At 34.3% G+C, this 20,578-nt stretch carries 21 protein-coding genes; 4 read left to right on the plus strand and 17 right to left on the minus strand.

The window, feature by feature from the left end; genetic code table 11:
* Positions 1 to 25 precede the first annotated feature (25 nt).
* The 5 genes from TD18_RS12935 to TD18_RS12955 all read right to left on the minus strand — a co-directional run bounded on the left by TD18_RS12935 (position 26) and on the right by TD18_RS12955 (position 3,281).
* Positions 26 to 517, minus strand: a complete 492-nt coding sequence (locus TD18_RS12935) for a hypothetical protein (RefSeq protein ID WP_040253344.1) — start codon at positions 515 to 517, stop codon at positions 26 to 28.
* A 106-nt stretch (positions 518 to 623) separates the two neighbouring features.
* On the minus strand, positions 624 to 1,040 hold the full coding sequence (locus TD18_RS12940; protein WP_040253347.1) for a hypothetical protein: 417 nt from the start codon (positions 1,038 to 1,040) through the stop codon (positions 624 to 626).
* Between the two features lie 189 nt (positions 1,041 to 1,229).
* A complete protein-coding gene (locus TD18_RS12945) occupies positions 1,230 to 2,030 on the minus strand; it encodes an anti-sigma factor (RefSeq protein WP_040253349.1) in 801 nt (266 codons plus the stop codon).
* 1 nt (position 2,031) lies between these two features.
* On the minus strand, positions 2,032 to 2,565 hold the full coding sequence (locus tag TD18_RS12950; RefSeq protein ID WP_040253350.1) for an RNA polymerase sigma factor: 534 nt from the start codon (positions 2,563 to 2,565) through the stop codon (positions 2,032 to 2,034).
* 89 nt (positions 2,566 to 2,654) lie between these two features.
* Positions 2,655 to 3,281: a superoxide dismutase family protein gene (locus TD18_RS12955; protein ID WP_040253353.1), complete on the minus strand. Its 627-nt coding sequence runs from the start codon at positions 3,279 to 3,281 to the stop codon at positions 2,655 to 2,657.
* Between the two features lie 198 nt (positions 3,282 to 3,479).
* On the opposite strand from TD18_RS12955, the gene TD18_RS12960 reads away from it, so the two are divergent.
* Positions 3,480 to 4,313: a universal stress protein gene (locus TD18_RS12960; protein ID WP_040253356.1), complete on the plus strand. Its 834-nt coding sequence runs from the start codon at positions 3,480 to 3,482 to the stop codon at positions 4,311 to 4,313.
* 61 nt (positions 4,314 to 4,374) lie between these two features.
* Here TD18_RS12960 and TD18_RS12965 read toward each other — a convergent pair whose 3' ends face one another.
* On the minus strand, positions 4,375 to 4,794 hold the full coding sequence (locus TD18_RS12965; RefSeq protein ID WP_040253358.1) for a CBS domain-containing protein: 420 nt from the start codon (positions 4,792 to 4,794) through the stop codon (positions 4,375 to 4,377).
* A gap of 118 nt (positions 4,795 to 4,912) precedes the next feature.
* Here TD18_RS12965 and TD18_RS12970 point away from each other — a divergent pair, with 118 nt between their 5' ends.
* Complete coding sequence (locus tag TD18_RS12970) at positions 4,913 to 6,775, plus strand: CBS domain-containing protein (protein ID WP_040253359.1); 1,863 nt, start codon at positions 4,913 to 4,915, stop codon at positions 6,773 to 6,775.
* A 3-nt stretch (positions 6,776 to 6,778) separates the two neighbouring features.
* Complete coding sequence (locus TD18_RS12975; protein ID WP_052461180.1) at positions 6,779 to 7,942, plus strand: M14 family metallopeptidase; 1,164 nt, start codon at positions 6,779 to 6,781, stop codon at positions 7,940 to 7,942.
* Positions 7,943 to 7,944: 2 nt separating this feature from the next.
* Here the strand turns inward: TD18_RS12975 and TD18_RS12980 are convergent, their stop codons facing one another.
* The 11 genes from TD18_RS12980 to TD18_RS13030 form a co-directional block, all read right to left on the minus strand.
* On the minus strand, positions 7,945 to 8,394 hold the full coding sequence (locus TD18_RS12980) for a pyridoxamine 5'-phosphate oxidase family protein (RefSeq protein ID WP_040253360.1): 450 nt from the start codon (positions 8,392 to 8,394) through the stop codon (positions 7,945 to 7,947).
* Positions 8,395 to 8,411: 17 nt separating this feature from the next.
* Positions 8,412 to 9,242: a universal stress protein gene (locus TD18_RS12985; RefSeq protein WP_052461181.1), complete on the minus strand. Its 831-nt coding sequence runs from the start codon at positions 9,240 to 9,242 to the stop codon at positions 8,412 to 8,414.
* 88 nt (positions 9,243 to 9,330) lie between these two features.
* Complete coding sequence (locus tag TD18_RS12990; protein ID WP_040253365.1) at positions 9,331 to 10,032, minus strand: sulfite exporter TauE/SafE family protein; 702 nt, start codon at positions 10,030 to 10,032, stop codon at positions 9,331 to 9,333.
* An 82-nt stretch (positions 10,033 to 10,114) separates the two neighbouring features.
* Complete coding sequence (locus tag TD18_RS12995) at positions 10,115 to 10,561, minus strand: FixH family protein (protein WP_040253368.1); 447 nt, start codon at positions 10,559 to 10,561, stop codon at positions 10,115 to 10,117.
* A 289-nt stretch (positions 10,562 to 10,850) separates the two neighbouring features.
* Entirely contained in the window at positions 10,851 to 12,275 is a 1,425-nt protein-coding gene (gene ccoG / locus TD18_RS13000) for a cytochrome c oxidase accessory protein CcoG (RefSeq protein WP_040253998.1), read from the minus strand.
* A 52-nt stretch (positions 12,276 to 12,327) separates the two neighbouring features.
* The gene (locus tag TD18_RS13005; RefSeq protein WP_040253371.1) at positions 12,328 to 13,296 is read right to left on the minus strand and encodes a cbb3-type cytochrome c oxidase N-terminal domain-containing protein; all 969 of its coding nucleotides are present in this window, start codon (positions 13,294 to 13,296) and stop codon (positions 12,328 to 12,330) included.
* Entirely contained in the window at positions 13,293 to 13,478 is a 186-nt protein-coding gene (locus TD18_RS13010) for a hypothetical protein (RefSeq protein ID WP_040253373.1), read from the minus strand. The genes TD18_RS13005 and TD18_RS13010 overlap by 4 nt, the downstream gene beginning before the upstream one ends.
* Before the next feature lie 6 nt (positions 13,479 to 13,484).
* Positions 13,485 to 15,674, minus strand: coding sequence for a cytochrome-c oxidase, cbb3-type subunit I (gene ccoN, locus TD18_RS13015; protein WP_040253374.1), 2,190 nt, complete (start codon positions 15,672 to 15,674; stop codon positions 13,485 to 13,487).
* A gap of 10 nt (positions 15,675 to 15,684) precedes the next feature.
* Entirely contained in the window at positions 15,685 to 15,870 is a 186-nt protein-coding gene (ccoS, locus tag TD18_RS13020) for a cbb3-type cytochrome oxidase assembly protein CcoS (RefSeq protein WP_040253375.1), read from the minus strand.
* 75 nt (positions 15,871 to 15,945) lie between these two features.
* The gene (gene hemN, locus TD18_RS13025) at positions 15,946 to 17,310 is read right to left on the minus strand and encodes an oxygen-independent coproporphyrinogen III oxidase (RefSeq protein ID WP_040253377.1); all 1,365 of its coding nucleotides are present in this window, start codon (positions 17,308 to 17,310) and stop codon (positions 15,946 to 15,948) included.
* Positions 17,307 to 19,691 (minus strand): heavy metal translocating P-type ATPase, encoded by a 2,385-nt coding sequence (locus tag TD18_RS13030; protein ID WP_040253378.1) that lies wholly within the window; start codon positions 19,689 to 19,691, stop codon positions 17,307 to 17,309. Before TD18_RS13030 ends, hemN begins: the two co-directional genes overlap by 4 nt.
* 188 nt (positions 19,692 to 19,879) lie before the next feature.
* Here TD18_RS13030 and TD18_RS13035 point away from each other — a divergent pair, with 188 nt between their 5' ends.
* A complete protein-coding gene (locus TD18_RS13035) occupies positions 19,880 to 20,557 on the plus strand; it encodes a Crp/Fnr family transcriptional regulator (protein WP_040254001.1) in 678 nt (225 codons plus the stop codon).
* Positions 20,558 to 20,578: the final 21 nt, after the last annotated feature.

The raw sequence follows: 20,578 nt of genomic DNA on the forward strand, positions 1-20,578 counted from the left end.
ATTAATCAATTAGATAGACTCAATATTAATGATATGCTGTATTATGTGCTAATTTACCACTACAAGTACTGCAAGTTCCAGCGGCACCAGCACCACCAGCACATCCGTTTGTACAAGTGTAATGCCACACTCCAGCTGAATTTTGAGCAGGTTCAGGAGTTGTAGGTGTTGGAGCAGGAGTGGTAGATGGATTTGCAAAAGGTGCATTTGATGTAGTATTAGCATTTCCATGATACGCAGTATTATGTGCTAGAATGTTCCCACAATTTGTACATTTCTCAGCTGTTCCAGCGCCTCCAGGACAACCAATTCTGCATGTATAATGCCAAACTCCAGATGCATTTTGAGCAGGCTCGGTATTTGCAGCTTTTGGAGTAGTAGTAGGATTGGTAGCAGGATCTACTGTTTTAGTAGTCGCAGAATTATCGGTTTTTGAAGTTTTGCTAGCATCATTACAACTACTTAAAAAAAGTAATGAACTAAATAGTAATATGGTAAGAACCTTAAATGATTTCATAATAGTTTAGGCTTGATTAATAAATTATTTTTTAGGATGTGAAATTACATTAAATTTTTAAGCATTGGGTATTATATGTCACCTGTGAATTAATTTTTGCAATTACTTATTGAATACGATAGAGTTTAATTGAATTTCCCGAATTAAATTCAGTTGGCCTTGTATTGTTAAAATCACTAGCTATAGTCATTGTATTATCACCATCGAATTCGGCTATCATTAACATTCTCATTTCAATATGTGTTTCAAGTGAGGTTATGATGAAATCAATTTCAACAGGTTTAACCTCTCTATTAATGGAGTAAGTCATTGAGGCTTTATTGCCATTTACATCAAACTCTTTTCCACCAAATGCTTGTCCATCGATTTGTATGGTTGCGTAGCCTTCATTATCAAAAATGATAGTTCCCACTTTGTTTTTCTCGTCTTTTCCTTCCCATTTCCCAATAAGTTGTTTGTCTGCCAAACTAGTATTAAAAGAAAACAAAGGTATTAGGATAAAAAGTAGAAAGATTTTTCTCATGACTTATGATGTTTTGAAAGTTTTTGTAAGCGTTCGGACTAAGTTAATAAAAGAAAATGAATCTAAGAGAAAGCTAATTTTTTTAATAGGAATATAATGAGTTATTGGCCATCAATGCCGACACATAATTGACTTTTTAGACTAAATCAGTTTATTTTGATATTTAATACAATTTTGGAAAAAAGATGGTTATGGTGCCACTACACCTAAAGTATGAAGCTGTTCCATAGTAGGAGATTCGCTTCCACCTGCTGGTTCAAGCGTAATACCAAAGGCTTCACTTTCATTGGCATTAGCAATCGTGAAAATTTTGTTTTCATCACTGTTAAAGTCTTCAATAGTACCTAGACTGGTTGGTGTTAATGGGTTTAGGGTTAAAGACCATACTTGCCATACTTTACCTTCTGGAGCATCTGGTAAACCTTGCGCATCTAAGTAAATACTATTGTCAGCTTTATTCCAATATACTTTGGCATAAGAGTTTGCAAAATTACCTTGACCACCTAGTGGCACTGATATGATATCTTTATCACGTAAGATGTTCAGTAAATTTTCTTTCGCAGCTAAATCGGTTTTAGCATCTTCAATTTGCGTTTCTAAATAAGCGTTTTCAAGATCAGCATCACTTAACTGAATTTCCAGTTGTTTATTTTGGTTAACAGTCCATAACAACCCAACTCCGGCAATAAGCGCTGCAGCCCAGCCTGTATAAGTAAACCAATTTGTTCTAGATTTTGGTAATTGCACAACTTTAGAACTTTCTGAAGTAAATTCAAGTTGTTGTTTTATTAATTGTATGGTTGTTTTACTAACACCAGGAGACACAGAAGCACCAAGCTTGATTAACGCAGCTTCAATAGCTAAAACTTCATCAAGTATTTCAGGATATTGTTGCATAAGCTCATAGACCTCCTGATTTTCTTGTTCAGAAAGCTGACCTGTAACGTATAGTTCCAAAATCCCAGAGTCTATATATGCTTTTATATCCATGTTATGAGCCTAATACCATTTGGCGTAATTCTTTTATACAGTTTCTATTTCGTGTTTTTATAGTGCCTATTGGCATATTTAAAGTTTCAGAAGCTTCCTTTTGAGTATATCCTTTAAAATAAAGGAGCTCTATAACTTCAATACATTTTTTTGCCAACTTCCCAACAAAATTTTTGATACCGATGGCATCAGTTTTGTCGTTTAAGCTTTCACTTGTTTCTAAAATATCTACGAAAAATTGGGCGTCAAGGTTTTTACCAGAATTTTTAAAAGCCTTTGAGCGTGTTTTGTCTATAGCTGCGTTTCTGGAAATATTGAGAATCCAAGTGAAAAACCGACCTTTACTGGCATCATAACTACTGGCTCTATGCCATATTTTGATAAAAACATCTTGCATGACTTCTTCTGCAATGTCATGATCTCTCACAATATTATATATCACACCATGCATACTATCACTATACATATTGTATAATTCCTCAAAAGCTTTCTCGTCTTTCTGTTGAAATCGAGAAATGAGTGTTTCTAGTTGCATGTAATAATTGTAATTAGTTGCGTAAATATATAAAGAAAAAAGCTACAATGTTATATTATAGCTTTTTTCATATTATTTCGTTAGTGGTATTATTCTATAATACCACCACAGCTCACTCTGGCACCAGCAGCACCTGAAGGCTGAGAAGTAAAGTCATCTGCACCTTGATGCACGATTATAGCTTTTCCAACAATATTTTTATTCGTGTCATCACAACCAATACACCATTCGTCAGTAATTTTAGTAATGGTTCCATGTCCGTTTTCGTCAGCTATAAAATTTCCTATATCACCTTTGTGATAACCTTTAGCATCTCCCCATTTTCCATGAGGTTCAGCGGTAGGATTCCAGTGTCCTCCAGATGATGAGCCATCATCAGCAGAACAATCTGCTTTTTCATGAATATGAATAGCATGTTCTCCAGGAGTCAATCCACTAAACACAGCTATCATAGTAACAATGCCATCCTCTTGTTTAAATACAACACTACCAGTTGCACTACTTCCACTTTTGGAATCTAAGCGCATAGTAAGTTTGCGGTTGTCTGAAAAGTGAGCTGGTTTTTCTCTTGTTTGAGTTGCTGTAGATGATTTAGTGGTTGCCTCAACTTCTGTAGTTTTATCTTCAACATCAGCTTTTGTTTCCTTTTTATCGCTTTTACAAGATACAAAAAGACATAACGTCATAATTGCAAGTCCTAAAATTTTGTGTTTCATTGTTTAGTGTTTTTAGTAGTTAATTTAAATTGAAAGGTAATGAATATTTAATTCGCATTAAAATAATTACCTTTAAAAATATGTATGAGAATTATCATTTTTATTCTGAGCTAAAGTCAATATCTTTACGGAATAATTAAAAGGTTAGTTTGCCGTTATTGGTAAATAACTTTAATACAAACCAATTAAAACCTAATCATGAATAAAATTATTGTACCAATTGATTTCTCCAAACATTCTGAATATGCGCTTGAAACAGCAGCAATTCTGGCAAAGAAAAATAATTCTGAAATTATCGCATTGCACATGTTGGAAATGGCTCATAATGTGCTCACAGATTCTGATGATGATCAACAAATGCAAACGGTATTCTTTTTAAAACTTGCCGAGACAAAGTTTCAAGAGTTTTTGGAACGAGATTACTTAAAAGGAATCAATGTTACTCCAGTTGTAAAGCACTTCAAAGTATTTCGAGAAGTTAATGATGTTGCCGAACAACACCATGCTGATTTAGTGGTTATGGGTTCTCATGGTTCTAGTGGTCTCACCGAGATTTTTGTTGGATCTAACACCGAAAAAGTTGTAAGACACTCAAATATACCAGTCCTTATTGTCAAAAAAGAGCCAGTTAATCTACAATTCGATACGGTTGTTTTTGCTTGTGATTTTTCTGAAGAAATGGTTGAGCCATATTTAAAGGCTTGTCAGTTTTTTGACAATTCAAGTTCTACCTTAAAACTGTTATATGTTAATTTGCCTGGCGAACGCTTCAAAAGTTCTACAGAAATGGAAGCTACTGTAGCAAAGTTTCTTGAAAAGGCAGATGGAAACTTAGATAAAATTAATGACATTCATTACATATCAGATTATACTGTGGAAGAAGGCGTGTTGACCTTTGCTAACATTGTTGGTGGTGATTTAATCGCTATTCCTACTCATGGACGACGAGGTATCTCTCATTTTTTTAGTGGAAGTATAGGTGAAGACATTGCTAATCATTCAACTTTGCCAGTGATTACTTTTAAGATTTAAATGGTATCGTATGTAGAATAAAAAAGAGAGTTACTCTCTTTTTTATTCTAATCTTTTGCCACTAAAATTGTTCAATTAAATAATTTATTAAGTCTGTAGATGTAACGATACCTACTAGTTGACCGTCATCCACAATTGGCAAGGCGTGAAATTCATTTTTAGTTATGATTTCTGCCACATCTTTAATAGTAGTTTCAGAACTTACAGTAACTACATTTTTCGTCATAACCTGATCAATAGTAAACATGTTATAAACTACAGTATCAACTTCTGTTTCATCTTCGTTTATAGCATCTGCAAAACTTATTCGTAGTAAATCGGTATAACTTAACATGCCAATAATTACATCTCCAGAAACTACAGGAATGTGTCTTATGTGGTGTTGTTTGAATAATCGTTCAGCAGTTTCTAAATCATCAGTTCTATTTACTGCAATAATATTCTTTGTCATAATTTGTGACACTGGGATACGCTTTCTCATAATGGTTTAGGTTTTGATTTCTTATTAAAGATAGCTATATACCATACTGAAAACTATGATAAATATCATATAACCTACGGAAGTAATAGCTTAAATTTGAGGATATTGCATAGATATCATGGGATCACAATCGGTAAAACCAATCACTAATAAAACTGAGCGGAAGGCCTTTATAAATCATTTATTAAATGATATCGAGGCTCTGGACATGATGATTAAAGCTGGCGTCTTCGAAAAAGGTATTCAGCGTATAGGTGCCGAACAGGAACTATGTATTGTTGATCGGTATTTCAGACCTTCATTTAATGCTTTAGAAATATTAGAGAAAATTAATGATTCTCATTTTACTACAGAATTAGGACTTTTTAATCTGGAAGCGAACTTAGATCCTTTGGAATTAAAAGGAAAATGTTTTTCTCAATTAGAAAGCGATCTCTATAACTTAATTGATAAGGCACACAAAGCCGCAGAATCAATAGATTTTAATAAAATCATACTAACGGGAATTCTACCCACATTTAAACGAAAAGATCTAGTATTTGAGAACATGACACCTCACCAGCGCTATAAGGTGCTCAACGATGTGATGAGAACTGTTAGAGGTGATGATTTCAGAGTTAAAGTTAGAGGCATTGATGAACTCATTTTAGATCATGAATCAATTCTTTTTGAAGCTTGCAATACCAGTTTTCAAGTGCATTTGCAAATAGATTTAGATCACATTATCGATCAGTATAACTGGTCTCAGGCAATAGCTGGTCCTGTGTTATCTGTAATGACCAATTCACCCATGTTATTGGGTAGAGAATTATGGAGTGAAACACGTATTGCCTTATTTCAGCAAAGTATAGATTTACGAAATACATCCCAATTACTAAGAGAGCAGAAAGCGCGTGTGAGCTTCGGAAATGATTGGGTAAGAGATTCAATTTTAGAGGTCTTTACAGATGATGTAGCACGTTATGCACCTTTAGTTACTGCAGATTTATCTGGCAATCCCATTGAAGATCTAAAAAAAGGAATTAAACCAGAATTGAAAGCCATCGGTTTGCACAACGGCACTTTGTATAAATGGAATAGAGTCTGCTATGGTGTTCATAATAATGTTGCTCATCTGAGAATAGAAAACCGATACATTCCATCGGGACCAAGCATTAAAGACGAAATTGCTAATGCTATGTTTTGGGTTGGTGTGATGTTAGGTATGCCAGATGATTGTAAATCCATATGGAAGCGTATGGCTTTTAAAGACGCCAAAGGAAATTTTATAAAAGCAGCAAGAACAGGAATGGATACTTATTTCAATTGGTTTGGCAGAGGAATTTCAGCAAAAAAACTGGTAAGACAAATTTTGTTACCTATGGCTCATGACGGACTCATAAAGGCTAATGTTGACCCTGTAGATATTGCATTTTACCTTAATATCATTAAACAACGTATCGAGAATAATATTTCTGGAAGCAAGTGGTTGGTGAGAAGCAGCAGAATGCTACAAGAAACCGTTTCCAGAGAAGAAGCAAATATTTTATTAGCCTATCACATGCATAAAAACCAAATGGAAGATTTGCCTGTGCATGATTGGGAATTAGCAAAACCTTTAGCAAGGAAAGAAGCCAGTTCCAATGATAAAGTCCATAAGGTAATGTCTACACAAATTTTTACCGTTGATGAGAATGACTCCATGAGACTCATTAAAAACATCATGCAATGGAAACGAATTCACCATATTCCTGTTATTAATTACAAGCATAAAATTGTTGGAATTATTTCAGCGAGTGATGTTTCTGATGTTGATAAATTTGATGACTACTCTGCAAGTCAAGTGATGCAGAGCGATATAAAAACTGGATATCCAGACATGTGTATCAAAGAAGCGAGTAACTTAATGCTTAAACATCACATTAAATGTTTACCAATAGTCGATCATGACGAATTGGTTGGGATACTAACCAAAACAGATTTGGAAAAACTTAATCTATAAGAAATGATAAAAGAAGCTGTCAAACCTATGACATATACGGATAAGGATAGAATTTTCTACAGCCAGAATAATGATGTCCATGCAACCACTTTAATCTGTATTGGAGGGATTCATGGTAATGAACCTGCAGGTGTTTATGGATTGCAAAAAGTTATCAGTGAAATTATTGTAAATGACATTACATTTAAAGGTAATTTTTATGCGCTGTTTGGCAATATGGATGCTCTAAAAGCTAATGTGAGATACAAAGATTTTGATTTGAACAGGCTCTGGACCAAAGAGGAAGTTGAATCATTGTGCAGTGCAGATGATAGTTATGAGTTTGATGAGCAAAAAGAACAATGTGAACTTTACGAAACGATTAAAGACATTTGTAATGCTAATAAAGGCGATTTTGTATTCGTAGATTTACATACCACATCATCACCAACTGTACCTTTTATAACCATAAGTGACTCGTTAAATAACAGAGCACTAGCAGATAAATTTAATATTCCAATTGTATTAGGTATTGAAGAATATCTCGACGGACCATTATTATCATTTATTAACGAATATGGCCATGTATCTATTGGTTTTGAAGCTGGACAACACAATGATGAAAAATCAGTACTGTATTGTGAGGCATTTATTTGGATGGTTATGGAAAAAACAGGTTTGGTATCAAAGCACGATTTTGAATATAAGGCTTTCAACCGAGTTCTGAATATTGAAAAAGGATTTTATGAAATTATTTACAGGCATTCTTTATCTGAATCCAATCAGTTTAAGATGAAGCCTGGTTTCAAAAATTTTAAGCCCATTCTGAAACATCAATCACTGGCTTTCGACGGCATTTGCGAAGTTAAAAGTCCGTTAAACGGATTGATATTTATGCCTTTATACCAAAAGCAAGGTGAAGATGGTTTCTTTGTGGTTAGAAAACTTTCCAGATTCTGGCTTGTGGTATCAGCAGTTCTAAGGCATTTAAAATTTCATCAACTCTTAAGATTACTTCCAGGAATTAAACGCCATCCAGAAAATGAATATTGCTTAGTTGCAAACCGAAGAATTGCCTTGTTTTTAACTACTAAAATATTCCATTTATTTGGTTACAGAAAAAAGATTATCGTAGATGATAAAATTCATTTTATAAAACGTGATCGTAAAGTTATACCATTTGGCTAAGCTTATCTGCGACGCATTTTTCCAGTGATGGCTTCAACGTTAATTACAAATACAATTGGCATATCGTTGTTTGCAATTTTTGCTGAAAACTCACTTATGAAGTTCAATCCTCTGTGTTCTTTTTTTAGAATAATATCTTTGATGCCCAAGGAAAACGCATGAAGCAAAGCCTTAGCAGAGCTGCCTTCAAATTCTTCATATGTCCCATGAACAGCAATAGATTGCCAATGGTCAACCGATTCAATATCTGAAACTTCAAGCGCAATTGGAGCATGTTTACGCATGGCATCAATTTTATGTCCTTCACCTGAATAACAAATAACTCTATTATCTTCGTAAAAATAAGTTATCGGAATCACATAAGGTCTGTCGTTATAGATATAGGCCAAATGGCCAATATAATTTTGTTTTAATAGGAGTTCGCAATCTCCTTTGTCTAAATTTTTAATCATAACACATCACATTTAAATTAATTTTTTCCACTATGAAATATCATTAAAGGTAATTTGATAACCTTGCTCAATTCAATGGTTGGGGATTCAGTAAAAAGACGTTGTATAAAGGATTTGTCATGTACAATTAAACCCGTCATATCAATAGTATTCGTTTTAAGGTAATTGGTAACCGCTTCATAAAATGTAGCTTCTTCTTCAGTAGCATAAGTACAATCAAAATCTTTTAATTTATCTTGATCATCGGCAAGATTTTGAGTAATATCATCTTTTTTTCCTACTCTCAAGACATGAAGTTTTAGTTTAAAGGTATTTACAAAGTTATTTATCACGCCTAATTCTTCGTTTTCAATAGTATCATCAGATTGTAAAGGCAACAAAAAATTGGAGATGGGTTTATAGTCATAACCAGCGGGAACTACAAGCGTTTTGCAAAACACTTGTCTGATTACATTAATAGTATTGCTTCCAAAAATCACTTCTGCAGCTCCTGTTTGTCCATTCGAACCAATTACTACGTAATCAATTGAATGCTGATTTATCGCTTGTTTGACAGCATCTGTAAACACATCAAAATCGACAATAACCTCGTAGAAATGCTTAGGATTAGGATACATTTTTTTTAAATCATTAATAAGCGTTTTAAGTCTTCTCTTAGGTTCTTTGGTGAATGATTCATATATGTTTTCCGTAGGAGACGTCATCAAATCATCTGAAATAAACGTACCAGCCTTATGAACATGCATAAGGTAAAAAACACATGATTCAGATTCAAAAAATCGCATGGCATAATGAATCGCATTAGTGGCACTTTTTGAAAAATCTGTAAGAATGAGTATCGATTTCATCTGTTTAGTTGTTATAAACTAAAAATACAGAAAATGACTTGAAAAAACTATGACGAATATCACTTTAATAAAAAGCAAAATAAATCATCTAATGGCAATCGATAGTACTGGTCGCTACGTCAATAATAGGAGAAGGAGAGAGGTATGGAATACCTAATCCCATGCCACGAATAATAAAGAGCAAGCCTATGATAATTACTGCGACAGGAATAGCTTTTTGAATACGTTGCTTAACTGATGCATTTAAAAATTTACCTACATAAATCGCAGTGGTCATAAGTGGTATAGTTCCTAATCCAAATAACATCATATACAAGCTACTTTCAAAAGCACTTGGCATGGCTAGAGATGCAAAAACAGCCATGTACACTAAACCACATGGCAAAAAACCATTCAAAAACCCTATAGTTAAAAAGGTGTCAGCTGTTTTCTTTTTAAGAGCTTTTCCTAAAGACGATTTTACGTTTGAAATGAGTCTGTACAACGGTTTTGAAAAGTTGTATTTATTAAATGTTTGCGCAGGAATAAGCACAACTACAATCATAAGGATTCCGATAATGATTGACAATTGCTGCTGGATTCCAAAAATGTAAAGACTTTTGCCTATAAGTCCGAAACATAAGCCTATAATCGCATAAGCGAGCAATCGACCAATATGGTAGGTTGAAATCTGAGATACTTTTTTTATAGAATTACTACGGTCAACAGGTAGCATAAAGGCAATAGGACCACACATACCAACGCAGTGGAAGCTTCCTAAAAGACCAAATATGAGTGCAGACCAAAGCATAGATTATTGTTGTTTATGTCAGGTCGAGCCCAGTCGAGACCTTGTTATTAAACTTTTGACTGAGTTCGAGGAGACATTCTATTTAGTAAACAATTTCTTTTTTGTATAGATATGAATTTCCATTATATTGCCAATCCACTTTAATGTTCCAACGACCATCCAACAAGCGTTTGTCAGGTATGAGCAAATTATGGTTAGACAGTGAAATTGAGCTTTCAAAGTCTACTTGCTTGTTAGATGGTCTATATAGGAACACTTTTCCTTCGATTTGTTCGACATTTAATTCTTTTGGAAACGAAATAACCAATCCTTCAGAGGTGCGTTTCCAAGTTATATTTGAGGCTAAATCTTTAGCATTTTCCTCTTTATTGATATCGGTTTGATATTCTAGTTCAGCTTTATAATAATCTTCGGTCACTAAATCATGGTCGTATTTGTCGTTAGTATTCATACGAATCACAAAAAACATGATAAAGCTTATAAAACCTATAAAAGCTAAAACAATTCCAGTTCCCCAGTTTATTTTCATAATATATTTATTTGTCTTCCTGAACTTGTGTATTCATAGATACTTATTTTGTATTAAAGTATTCATGAATCTTTGATTTCAAGATCTCATTTTTTTTTTTTTGCATTACCCTTTTTCATTACAATCAAAAGTGTCAGGCTTTCGGTAGTCGCTTTTCATGTTGTTATTTTTTCGTTACTCTCAATAAAACAACATAAAAGAGCTTCAACAATACCTCAATCCTTAATGCGCTTATTAGTTGTAATTTAAAACTCATATAATCTTAGTTTATCAATGTTTAACCAACAGCTTAGTTATAACTCCTAGGACCTAAAAAGTTAACCGTTGTCGTTTCAATCAACTCATCACCACTATACACATCAATCATCAATTTATTTTTATCGCTTTTGAGTTCTCTTTTATCAATTTCGATAAACATTGTGCCTTCGGCTAATCCTTGTTCAGGAACTTCAACTTCTCCTGTATTTGATACCAATTTAATTTCACCGTTATATTTACGCAATTTAAAGTTCACGTCTTCAATTTTTACAGTGGTCTTATTTATAAGCTTATAAGTGAACACATTACTAATAATGGTTTCTCCTTTGTGCTCATAAAGCTGACCAGGTAAACGTAATACACGAGCTTCAATATCATTACGTAACAGTAGCATACCGATTAAAACCCCAATTAAAATCACCAAAACTGCTGTGTAACCTTTTAATCTAGGCGTAAATTCGAATTTCTTTTTATTCTCAATATTCTCCTCACTTGCATAGCGAATCAAACCTTTAGGAAGGTTGATACTTTCCATAATATGATCACATTCGTCAATACAAGCCGTACAATTTACACACTCCAGTTGCGTACCATTTCTTATGTCGATACCTGTCGGACATACATGTACGCATTGCAAACAGTCAATACAATCGCCATGACCAAGAGCCTCGCGATCTTCGTTCTTTCTAAACTTCTTTCTTCCATTTTCACCTTCACCTCGTTTGTGATCGTAAGCTACAACAATAGATTTATTATCTAGCAACACGCCTTGTAATCTGCCATACGGACAAGCAATGATACATACTTGTTCTCTAAACCAGGCAAACACAAAATAGAATACTGCTGTAAAAATGAGGAGCGGAAATAAAGTTCCTAAATGCTCAGTTGGACCATCTGTGACGTATTTTAAAAGTTTATCGCTTCCTATTAAATAGGCTAAGAAGATGTTAGCAATTAAAAAAGAAATCACTAAAAAGATGAACCATTTTAAAACACGCTTTCTAATTTTCTCAGCGTCCCATTTTTGCTTTTGCAGTTTTCGTTGTTTATTTCTGTCACCATCAATCCAATATTCGATGCGTCTGAATACCATTTCCATGAAAATAGTCTGCGGACAAATCCATCCACAGAAAATACGACCGAAACCTACGGTAAATAAGGTGATAAAAATTACACCTATTAACATAGAGATCACGAACAAATGAAAATCCTGAGGCCAAAATGGAAATCCGAAAATATTGAAACGTCGTTCTAAGACATTAAACATTAAAAACTGATTACCATTAATTTTAATAAATGGCGCAGCAAATAAAAATGCCAATAGAATATAACTGACTAATTTTCGCTTTTCATAGAACCATCCACTTGGCTTTTTGGGAAAAATCCAAGCGCGCTTACCATCTTCATTAATTGTTCCTATGGAATCTCTAAATGTTTCGTTTTCAGGAGTATGCATGATAGTTTTGTTTTGAGGCTCAGCAGATTTCACTCTGTAAAGTCAATAAATATCAATCTTCTTTTAATTCAGGTATAACAATGTCAATAACAGAATCTGTTTTTACTTCCATAGCTTCTGTTGGGATATCTTCAGCTGGTGCATTTTCTGGGGTCCAAACGTCACCTTCAGCTTCTTTAGGTTCTGCAGGAGTTGTACCCTGAAACTGTAGTACATAACTAGCAACCTGAGCCATTTCAGAAGGTTTTAAACTTTGTTTCCAGGCAATCATACCTTTTCCATCACGTCCACCTTCAGAAATTGTTTTAAAGACGTTTTTAATTCCGCCTCCTAGAATCCAGTGTTTATCGGTTAAGTTAGGACCAATTCCACCACCACCATCAGCTTTATGGCAGGCCACACAGTTAGTTTCAAAAATTGCTTTTCCAGCTTTTAGGTCAGCAGCATCAGTTAAGACTTCAACCGTGTTAAAGTCAACTAAATCCTTAGCCGTTTTTTTGTATTCTTCAATATCAATTTTTGCCTGAGCTAAATCAGATTCAAGTTCATCGTATTGGTTCTCGCCATTGAAGACATGAAAACGTACCAGATAGACTGCCCCAAAAATGATACTAGCATAAAAGCCATATAACCACCAAGGCGGAAGATTATTATCTAATTCTTTGATTCCATCGTAATTGTGGTCTAAGATAATTTCGTGCTCTTCAGTTATTGGTTTAGAACCTAATAATTTTTTATACGTTTCATTCATCCATACAATGGCAGCAGGAGTTTTAGCTTTAGAAGCATCAAATCTTGCTTTGGCTTCTTCATCTAAACTTTGATATAATACATTTTTTATGGAAGCTACTATGGCTTCTATAGCAATGATAATTAATAGGACTAATACTAAGAATAAAAACACCATTGGTTCTTCAATAAATGCTGGCTTAGCACCAGAATCGATAGTGTATTCGACGATACCCATAATAATGAAGAATACAATAGGTACTCTTATCCAAGAAGGAATTGAATTTCTCATAATTCTGTTGTGTTTTGGTTGTCTAAAGGAAGGCTACTCACCTTGTTGATATAGTCTTTTTTTGCAGTAATAACCCACCAGAATAAGATGACGAAAAAACTGAAAAATATAAGTAAGGAGATCAAAGGATAAATTTCAATACCTGTGATGCTTTCCATATGGTTTTTTACAAATTTTAGCATGATAATTTAGTTTTGAGTTGTAGTGACTTCGGTATCTTTCACTTTAATATCTGTCCCTAAGCGTTGTAAGTACGCTATAATAGCAACGATTTCACGGTTACGCATTTCTATAAAATCTTGTCCGCCAGCTTGTTTGTCTGCTTCATAAGTAGCTGCGAAATCTGGATCTGAGTACAAATTTTTCTCAATTTGAGTACCTTGTTCCAACATGGATTGTTGTGCATTAGCAATGTCTTCATCTGTGTAAGGAACACCAAGTTTGACCATCACTTTCATTTTATCCTCTGTTTGAGATTTATCCAATTCATTTCGTACCAACCACTGGTAAGCTGGCATGATGGACCCAGATGAAGTACTTTGCGGATCATACATGTGGTTAAGATGCCAGTTATCTGAATATTTTCCACCGACACGGTGTAAATCTGGACCAGTTCGTTTACTTCCCCAAAGGAATGGATGATCGTATACAAATTCTCCTGCTTTTGAATATTCACCATAACGTTCAACCTCACTTCTAAAAGGTCTAACCATTTGAGAGTGGCAACCAACACAGCCTTCCCTTATATACAAATCTCTACCTTCAAGTTCTAAAGGCGAATAAGGTTTTACGCTACTAATAGTCGGTATGTTTGATTTAACCATTATGGTAGGTACAATTTGAACAATACCACCAATTAAAATAGCGACGGTTGCTAAAATTGTTAATTTAATAGGCTTACGCTCTAACCAGGTATGCCATCCTTCACCAGCAACACGTCTTTTAGACACATTTTGTAACGCTGGAGCTTCTGCTAATTCATCGGTAACAGCACTACCTTTTCTAATCGTCACTATAATATTGTATACTAAAATTAGCATACCAGTGATGTATAACGTACCACCAATAGCACGCATCCAGTACATTGGAATAATTTCAGAAACGGTTTCTAAGAAGTTTCCGTAAACTAAAGTTCCATCAGGATTAAATTGTTTCCACATACTTGCTTGAGTAAAGCCAGCAACATACATTGGTAAGGCATACATAATAATACCTAAAGTACCAATCCAAAAGTGGAGGTTAGCTAAAGCAGTAGAGTGTAATTTTGTTTTTACTAAACGCGGAATTAAATAATAAATCATACCAAAAGCCAGGAATCCATTCCAAGCTAAGGCTCCAACGTGAACGTGAGCAATAATCCAATCGGTAAAGTGTGCAATAGCATTAACATTCTTAAGCGAAAGCATCGGACCTTCAAAAGTTGCCATACCGTAACCAGTAATAGCCACGACCATAAATTTAAGAACAGGATCTGTACGAACTTTATCCCAAGCACCACGAAGCGTTAAGAGTCCGTTAATCATTCCTCCCCAAGATGGCATCAATAACATCACAGAAAACGCAACACCTAAATTTTGAGCCCATTCAGGTAAAGCAGTGTATAATAAATGGTGAGGGCCTGCCCAGATGTATATAAATATTAAAGACCAAAAGTGCACGATAGATAGACGATATGAGTACACAGGTCTGTTAGCAGCTTTAGGTACAAAGTAGTACATTAAACCTAAGAAAGGGGTTGTTAAGAAAAATGCAACCGCATTATGACCATACCACCATTGTACTAAGGCGTCTTGAACACCAGCATAAACGGAATAACTTTTTAAGCCACTTACTGGTAGCTCCAAACTATTAAATATATGAAGTACAGCAACGGTAACAAATGTTGCTAAATAGAACCAAATAGCAACATAAAGGTGACGTTGTCTTCTTTTAATCATGGTACCAATTAAATTCCAACCAAATACAACCCAAATAACAGCAATGGCAATATCAAAAGGCCATTCTAATTCGGCATATTCTTTAGAGGTCGTAAATCCTAAAGGAAGCGTAATAGCAGCTCCAACGATTATTAATTGCCAACCCCAAAAATTGATTTTACTTAACAAATCACTAAACATTCTGGCTTTAAGTAAACGCTGGGTAGAGTAGTAAACGCCTGCGAAAATAGCATTACCTACAAAGGCAAAGATAACCGCATTGGTGTGTAACGGTCTAAGTCGACCAAAACTCAACCACGAAATTCCGTCAGTGAGGTTAGGGAATAAAAACATAAATGCTAGCAGTAAACCCACTAACATTCCTACGACTCCCCAAAGCATTGTTGCATAGAGGAAATTTTTAACGATTTTGTTATCGTAATGAAATTGTTGGACTTCCATAATAATTTAATTAGTCTTGTTTGGTTTTAATAGATGGTTTAGGTTGCTCTTTTACGAGCTCGTCTTCAAAAAGCATTCTAACAGATGGTGTATAACTGTCATCATACTGCCCGCTTTTTACAGCCGTAATAAAGGCAATAAAAAAGAAGATAGCAACGATAATACTGATACTCAATAAAATATATATAACACTCATACCTATTAGAAGTTATGATTCAAAATTACGTTCGTTTTTACTTAAATAACATGACAAATGTCATATTTGAAAAAATTATATGGTCATTGAAAATACTTGAGTTTCTGGTTGGCTTTCATGAAGCCTTAAATCAAACCCCATACATATATTTCTGATAAATGGTTTTGCCGCTTCAGGTACTTTTAAAGAATCGTTATCAACTACTATCAAGCCATCTTTTTGAGCCTCTTTTAAAGCTTCTAAAACCGCATTAATTTTTGAAAATCTAAGATTTTTAGTCTTCCAAGAGGTTTCTGACTGGCACATAATATTAAGAATATGCTGTCGGATTACCAAATCTTCTTTTGTTAAAATGTGACCTCTAAACACAGGGATTTCACCTGACGCTACGATGCTTTCATATTCTTTTACTGTTTTTACATTCTGAGCAAATCCGTACCAACTATCACTAATAGCAGACATTCCTAAGCCTATCATAAGTTGCGTAGTATTGGCTGTATAGCCCATGAAATTGCGATGTAATGTTTTAGTTTTAGTTGCCTTATAAAGGTGATCACTTTTTAGAGCAAAATGATCCATCCCAATTTCTTCGTAACCTAAATCAGTAAGGAGTTGTTTTCCTGTTTCGTATAGCGCTCTTTTTTCACCACCTTTAGGTAAATCATCTTCATTAAACCCACGTTGACCAACTCCTTTGACCCATGGCACATGTGCATAACTGTAAAATGAAATACGATCAGGACGCAAAAGTTTCGTTTTATTGATGCTTTCGGTCATGGTTCCAATATTTTGAAAAGGTAATCCGAATATTAAATCGTGACTTATGGATGTGTAACCGATTGCTCTAGACCATTCGGTTACTTTTTTTACTTGCTCAAAAGACTGGATACGATGAATGGCTTTTTGAACAGTTGCATCATAGTCCTGAATTCCAAAGCTAACACGTGTGAATCCTAAATTATAAAGCGTTTGTAATTGTTCTTTTGTGGTGTTGTTTGGATGCCCTTCAAAGCTAAATTCGTAGTCACTATGTAATTCTGAAAGATTTAACAAGCCATTAATCAGTTTACTTAGATTTTCCGAAGAGAAAAACGTTGGTGTTCCACCTCCCAAATGAATTTCTTTTATGACAGGTTTTGAAGACATTAAATTCATGTATAAGCGCCATTCTTTCAAAACAGCATCTATATAAGTGTCTTCCATTGAATGGCGTTTGGTAATATGCTTGTGGCACGCGCAGAATGTACATAAGCTTTCGCAAAACGGAAGGTGAATGTATAAACTAATGCCTTGTTCTTTATTGCTTTCTGCAAACGATGTTTTAAAAGTTTCCAGCCATTTTTGTTTCGTAAATTGAGCTTCATCCCAAAACGGAACAGTTGGATAACTTGTATATCTTGGTCCTGGAATATTATATTTTTGTATTAAAGTGGTATTCATGATTTTGATAATTTTCTACCAACAATATTGGTAGCTATGGTTGTAAATACGACAATGCTAATGGAACTTAAAGGCATTAAAATAGCAGCTACAACAGGTGCTAGCTGACCAGTGACTGCGAAATAAAGTCCGATGATGTTATAAATAAACGATAACACAAAACTCCATTTTATGATGGTAATAGCACGTTTTGAAGCTTTTATAAACTTGTAAAGTTGGTTAAATTTTGAGGCATCTAAAATAGCGTCACAAGCAGGAGAAAAGACATTTACATTTTCAGAAATGGCAATACCTACATTACTTTGTGCTAATGCTCCAGCATCGTTAAGTCCGTCACCAATCATCAATACTTTTGCGCCTTCAGTTTGATGGTATTTGATGTATTCCAATTTGTCGTCTGGCCTTTGATTAAAGATGAGTTTAGTTTTTGAAGGTAAGAGCTTCTTTAAATTTTCAAATTCTCCTTCATTATCACCTGAAAGGATAACCAAGTCGTAATGTTTTTTTAATTTGTTGAATAGTTTAGACAGACCTTTTCTATAGCTGTTATAAAATGTATATTTTCCCTTATATTGATTATTTGTACTAATATGAACAGTTGTATTCAATACAGATGTTTCTTTCGCGCCAACAAAACTTGCAGAACCAATTTTGATATGTTCATTGTTGTGAGTCGCTTCAATCCCTTTGCCTAAATGTTCTTCAAAATGATTTAAGGTTATGATATTATGTTCTTCTAGAATGTCATATAAAGTTCGACTTAAAGGATGGTTAGAGCCTCGTAGTGTATTTTTTAGGAGTAATTCTTCGGAAGGAGTTAATGCGATTCCATCATAATTAGCTGAGCTGCTTTTATTCGATGTAATCGTTCCAGTTTTATCGAAAATAATGGTGTTTATTGCCGCTAATTGCTCAATAACAGAAGCATTCTTGACATAGAATTTTAATTTTCCGAAGATTCGAAGCAAATTTCCAAATGTAAACGGAGCAGATAGAGCGATGGCGCAAGGACAAGCGATGATGAGCACAGCAGTAAATACGTTCATAGCTTTTGAAGCATCCACAAACAACCAGAATGTTGTAGAAATAATAGCAATACTCAATACGATATAGGTAAATCGTTTGCTGATGGTATTGGTTAAAGTCGTAAAACCGTCTTCTTTATTTTTACTAAAGACATCATTACTCCATAATTGTGTGAGGTAACTTTGTTCAACAGATTTAATGGCTTCCATTTCTATAACACCAGAGGTTTGTTTTCCGCCAGCAAATAATTTGTCACCAGATTGTTTGCTAACAGATTCAGATTCTCCAGTAACGAAGCTGTAATCAATTTTTGCTTTTCCGTTGATTAGGATGCCATCTACAGGAATTAATTCTTCATTTCTAATGAGCAAACGATCTCCTTTTTCAATGTCGTAAACCTGAATAGGAGTTTCATTGCCTTTTGAATTTATTTTAGTTATAGCTATTGGGAAATACGATTTGTAATCACGCTCAAAGGAAAGAAACGTATAGGTTTTTTGTTGAAAAAACTTTCCGAGTAATAAAAAGAATACTAATCCTGTTAGGCTATCAAAAAATCCCGAACCTAAGTCAAATAGTATTTCAACAGTACTTCTGAGGAATAAAACGGCAATACCCAGTGCGATGGGAACATCAATATTTAATAAATTGGAGCGTAATCCTTTGTAAGCTGAAACGAAATAGTCACGACCAGCATAAAATACAACAGGAAGTGAGAATGCGAACATAAGCCATCTAAATAAGTGCTTATATTGTTCTAGCCAGAATTCACCCACTTCAAAATACTCTGGAAACGATAAAAACATGACATTTCCAAAAGCAAAACCTGCAATGCCTAATTTATAAATGAGACTGCGATTGACGTTTTGGTTGCCAGTTTTAAAATCATCTAACGAGATATAAGGTTCATAACCGATAGAACTTAAGAGCAAAACCACGTCTTTTAATGAACAAGTTTCAGATTTGTAGGTCACACGAATGGTTTTCTTGCCAAAATTGACTTGTGAAGAGGTGATATTTGGATTTAATTTGTTGAGGTTTTCTAAAATCCAGATGCAGGAGCTACAATGAATATGTGGTATGTATAAAGTTGCAATTTGAGTATTGCCATCATCAAACTCGGTTAATTTTTCAATGATATTTTTCTGAGAGAGAAAATCGTATTTTCCTTCAATCTCTTTAGGAATTGATCCAGGAGCGGCTTCTAAATCGTAATAACAGGTTAAATCATTTTCAGAAAATATTTCATACACAGTTTTGCAACCATTACAGCAGAACGTTTTATCATCAAATGATATTTCTGTTTTACATTCGTCACCACAATGGTAACAAGACGTTTGTTTTATCTGATCCATTTTAGTTGTTTTAAAACAGTCAGAAATAATATGCCGAAAGACAGCCGTTTTGGAATCAAAAAGTTTACTTGACTCATCTCAGAAAATTTGCTCATTTATACCTATTGCAAAGGTTGAAAATGAAGGTTGTTTAAAATATGATTTTTATCATGTTTTTTAGTACTTTTGAATATAAACATTTTATAGGTATGAGTAAATGCGAACAATGCATTATTAGGCAATTTAATTCTCTTAAAGCCTTAACAAAAGACGAGTTAATCAGGATTTCAGGTTGCAAAACCTCCAGAACTGTTAAGAAAGGAGACATTATTTTTGAGGAAGGTGACAGTATTAACGGTGTGTATTGTATTAAAGATGGTGTTTGCAAACTATCAAAATTGAGTGCTAACGGTAAAGATCAGATTGTGAAATTGGTTGTGAAAGGTGATTTGTTAGGACAGCGTTCACTTATAGGTGATGAGTCGGCAAATTTGAGTGCTGTTGCTCTAAATGACATGGAAGTTTGTTTTATTCCTAAGAGTGAAATTATGAGTGACTTAGAAAATAACCCTAAGTTTACATTAGATATGTTACAACAAATGGCTCATGATTTAAAAGAGTCAGATAATGTGATTGTTGATATGGCACAAAAATCTGTAAAGAACAGATTGGCCGATGTATTACTTTATATCAGTGAACATTTTGGTACTGATGATGCAGATTATTTATCCATTACACTGTCAAGAGAAGACTATGCCAGCATTGTTGGTACTGCTACGGAATCTGCGATTAGAATACTTTCACAATTTAAAAAAGAAGGCTTAATTTCTACAAAAGGCAAACAGATAAGAATAGAAGATCATGAGGGATTAAGACGAGTAGAATAAAAAAAGCTCTAATTATTTAGA

It is taken from the genome of Psychroserpens mesophilus (assembly GCF_000826645.1).
In the GTDB taxonomy this organism is placed as follows: domain Bacteria; phylum Bacteroidota; class Bacteroidia; order Flavobacteriales; family Flavobacteriaceae; genus Psychroserpens; species Psychroserpens mesophilus.

What these genes read in the sequence shown, in the direction of transcription:
- TD18_RS12950 (WP_040253350.1), bottom strand. Translation starts at nt 2,565, where the DNA reads ATGCAACTAGAAACACTCATTTCTCGATTTCAACAGAAAGACGAGAAA.
- TD18_RS12975 (WP_052461180.1), top strand. Translation starts at nt 6,779, where the DNA reads ATGATAAAAGAAGCTGTCAAACCTATGACATATACGGATAAGGATAGA.
- ccoS (WP_040253375.1), bottom strand. Translation starts at nt 15,870, where the DNA reads ATGAGTGTTATATATATTTTATTGAGTATCAGTATTATCGTTGCTATC.
- TD18_RS12940 (WP_040253347.1), bottom strand. Translation starts at nt 1,040, where the DNA reads ATGAGAAAAATCTTTCTACTTTTTATCCTAATACCTTTGTTTTCTTTT.
- TD18_RS13010 (WP_040253373.1), bottom strand. Translation starts at nt 13,478, where the DNA reads ATGCTAAAATTTGTAAAAAACCATATGGAAAGCATCACAGGTATTGAA.
- TD18_RS13005 (WP_040253371.1), bottom strand. Translation starts at nt 13,296, where the DNA reads ATGAGAAATTCAATTCCTTCTTGGATAAGAGTACCTATTGTATTCTTC.
- ccoG (WP_040253998.1), bottom strand. Translation starts at nt 12,275, where the DNA reads ATGCATACTCCTGAAAACGAAACATTTAGAGATTCCATAGGAACAATT.
- TD18_RS12965 (WP_040253358.1), bottom strand. Translation starts at nt 4,794, where the DNA reads ATGAGAAAGCGTATCCCAGTGTCACAAATTATGACAAAGAATATTATT.
- TD18_RS12995 (WP_040253368.1), bottom strand. Translation starts at nt 10,561, where the DNA reads ATGAAAATAAACTGGGGAACTGGAATTGTTTTAGCTTTTATAGGTTTT.
- TD18_RS12945 (WP_040253349.1), bottom strand. Translation starts at nt 2,030, where the DNA reads ATGGATATAAAAGCATATATAGACTCTGGGATTTTGGAACTATACGTT.
- TD18_RS13030 (WP_040253378.1), bottom strand. Translation starts at nt 19,691, where the DNA reads ATGGATCAGATAAAACAAACGTCTTGTTACCATTGTGGTGACGAATGT.
- TD18_RS12990 (WP_040253365.1), bottom strand. Translation starts at nt 10,032, where the DNA reads ATGCTTTGGTCTGCACTCATATTTGGTCTTTTAGGAAGCTTCCACTGC.
- ccoN (WP_040253374.1), bottom strand. Translation starts at nt 15,674, where the DNA reads ATGGAAGTCCAACAATTTCATTACGATAACAAAATCGTTAAAAATTTC.
- TD18_RS12955 (WP_040253353.1), bottom strand. Translation starts at nt 3,281, where the DNA reads ATGAAACACAAAATTTTAGGACTTGCAATTATGACGTTATGTCTTTTT.
- TD18_RS12970 (WP_040253359.1), top strand. Translation starts at nt 4,913, where the DNA reads ATGGGATCACAATCGGTAAAACCAATCACTAATAAAACTGAGCGGAAG.
- TD18_RS13035 (WP_040254001.1), top strand. Translation starts at nt 19,880, where the DNA reads ATGAGTAAATGCGAACAATGCATTATTAGGCAATTTAATTCTCTTAAA.
- TD18_RS12980 (WP_040253360.1), bottom strand. Translation starts at nt 8,394, where the DNA reads ATGATTAAAAATTTAGACAAAGGAGATTGCGAACTCCTATTAAAACAA.
- TD18_RS12935 (WP_040253344.1), bottom strand. Translation starts at nt 517, where the DNA reads ATGAAATCATTTAAGGTTCTTACCATATTACTATTTAGTTCATTACTT.
- TD18_RS12960 (WP_040253356.1), top strand. Translation starts at nt 3,480, where the DNA reads ATGAATAAAATTATTGTACCAATTGATTTCTCCAAACATTCTGAATAT.
- hemN (WP_040253377.1), bottom strand. Translation starts at nt 17,310, where the DNA reads ATGAATACCACTTTAATACAAAAATATAATATTCCAGGACCAAGATAT.
- TD18_RS12985 (WP_052461181.1), bottom strand. Translation starts at nt 9,242, where the DNA reads ATGAAATCGATACTCATTCTTACAGATTTTTCAAAAAGTGCCACTAAT.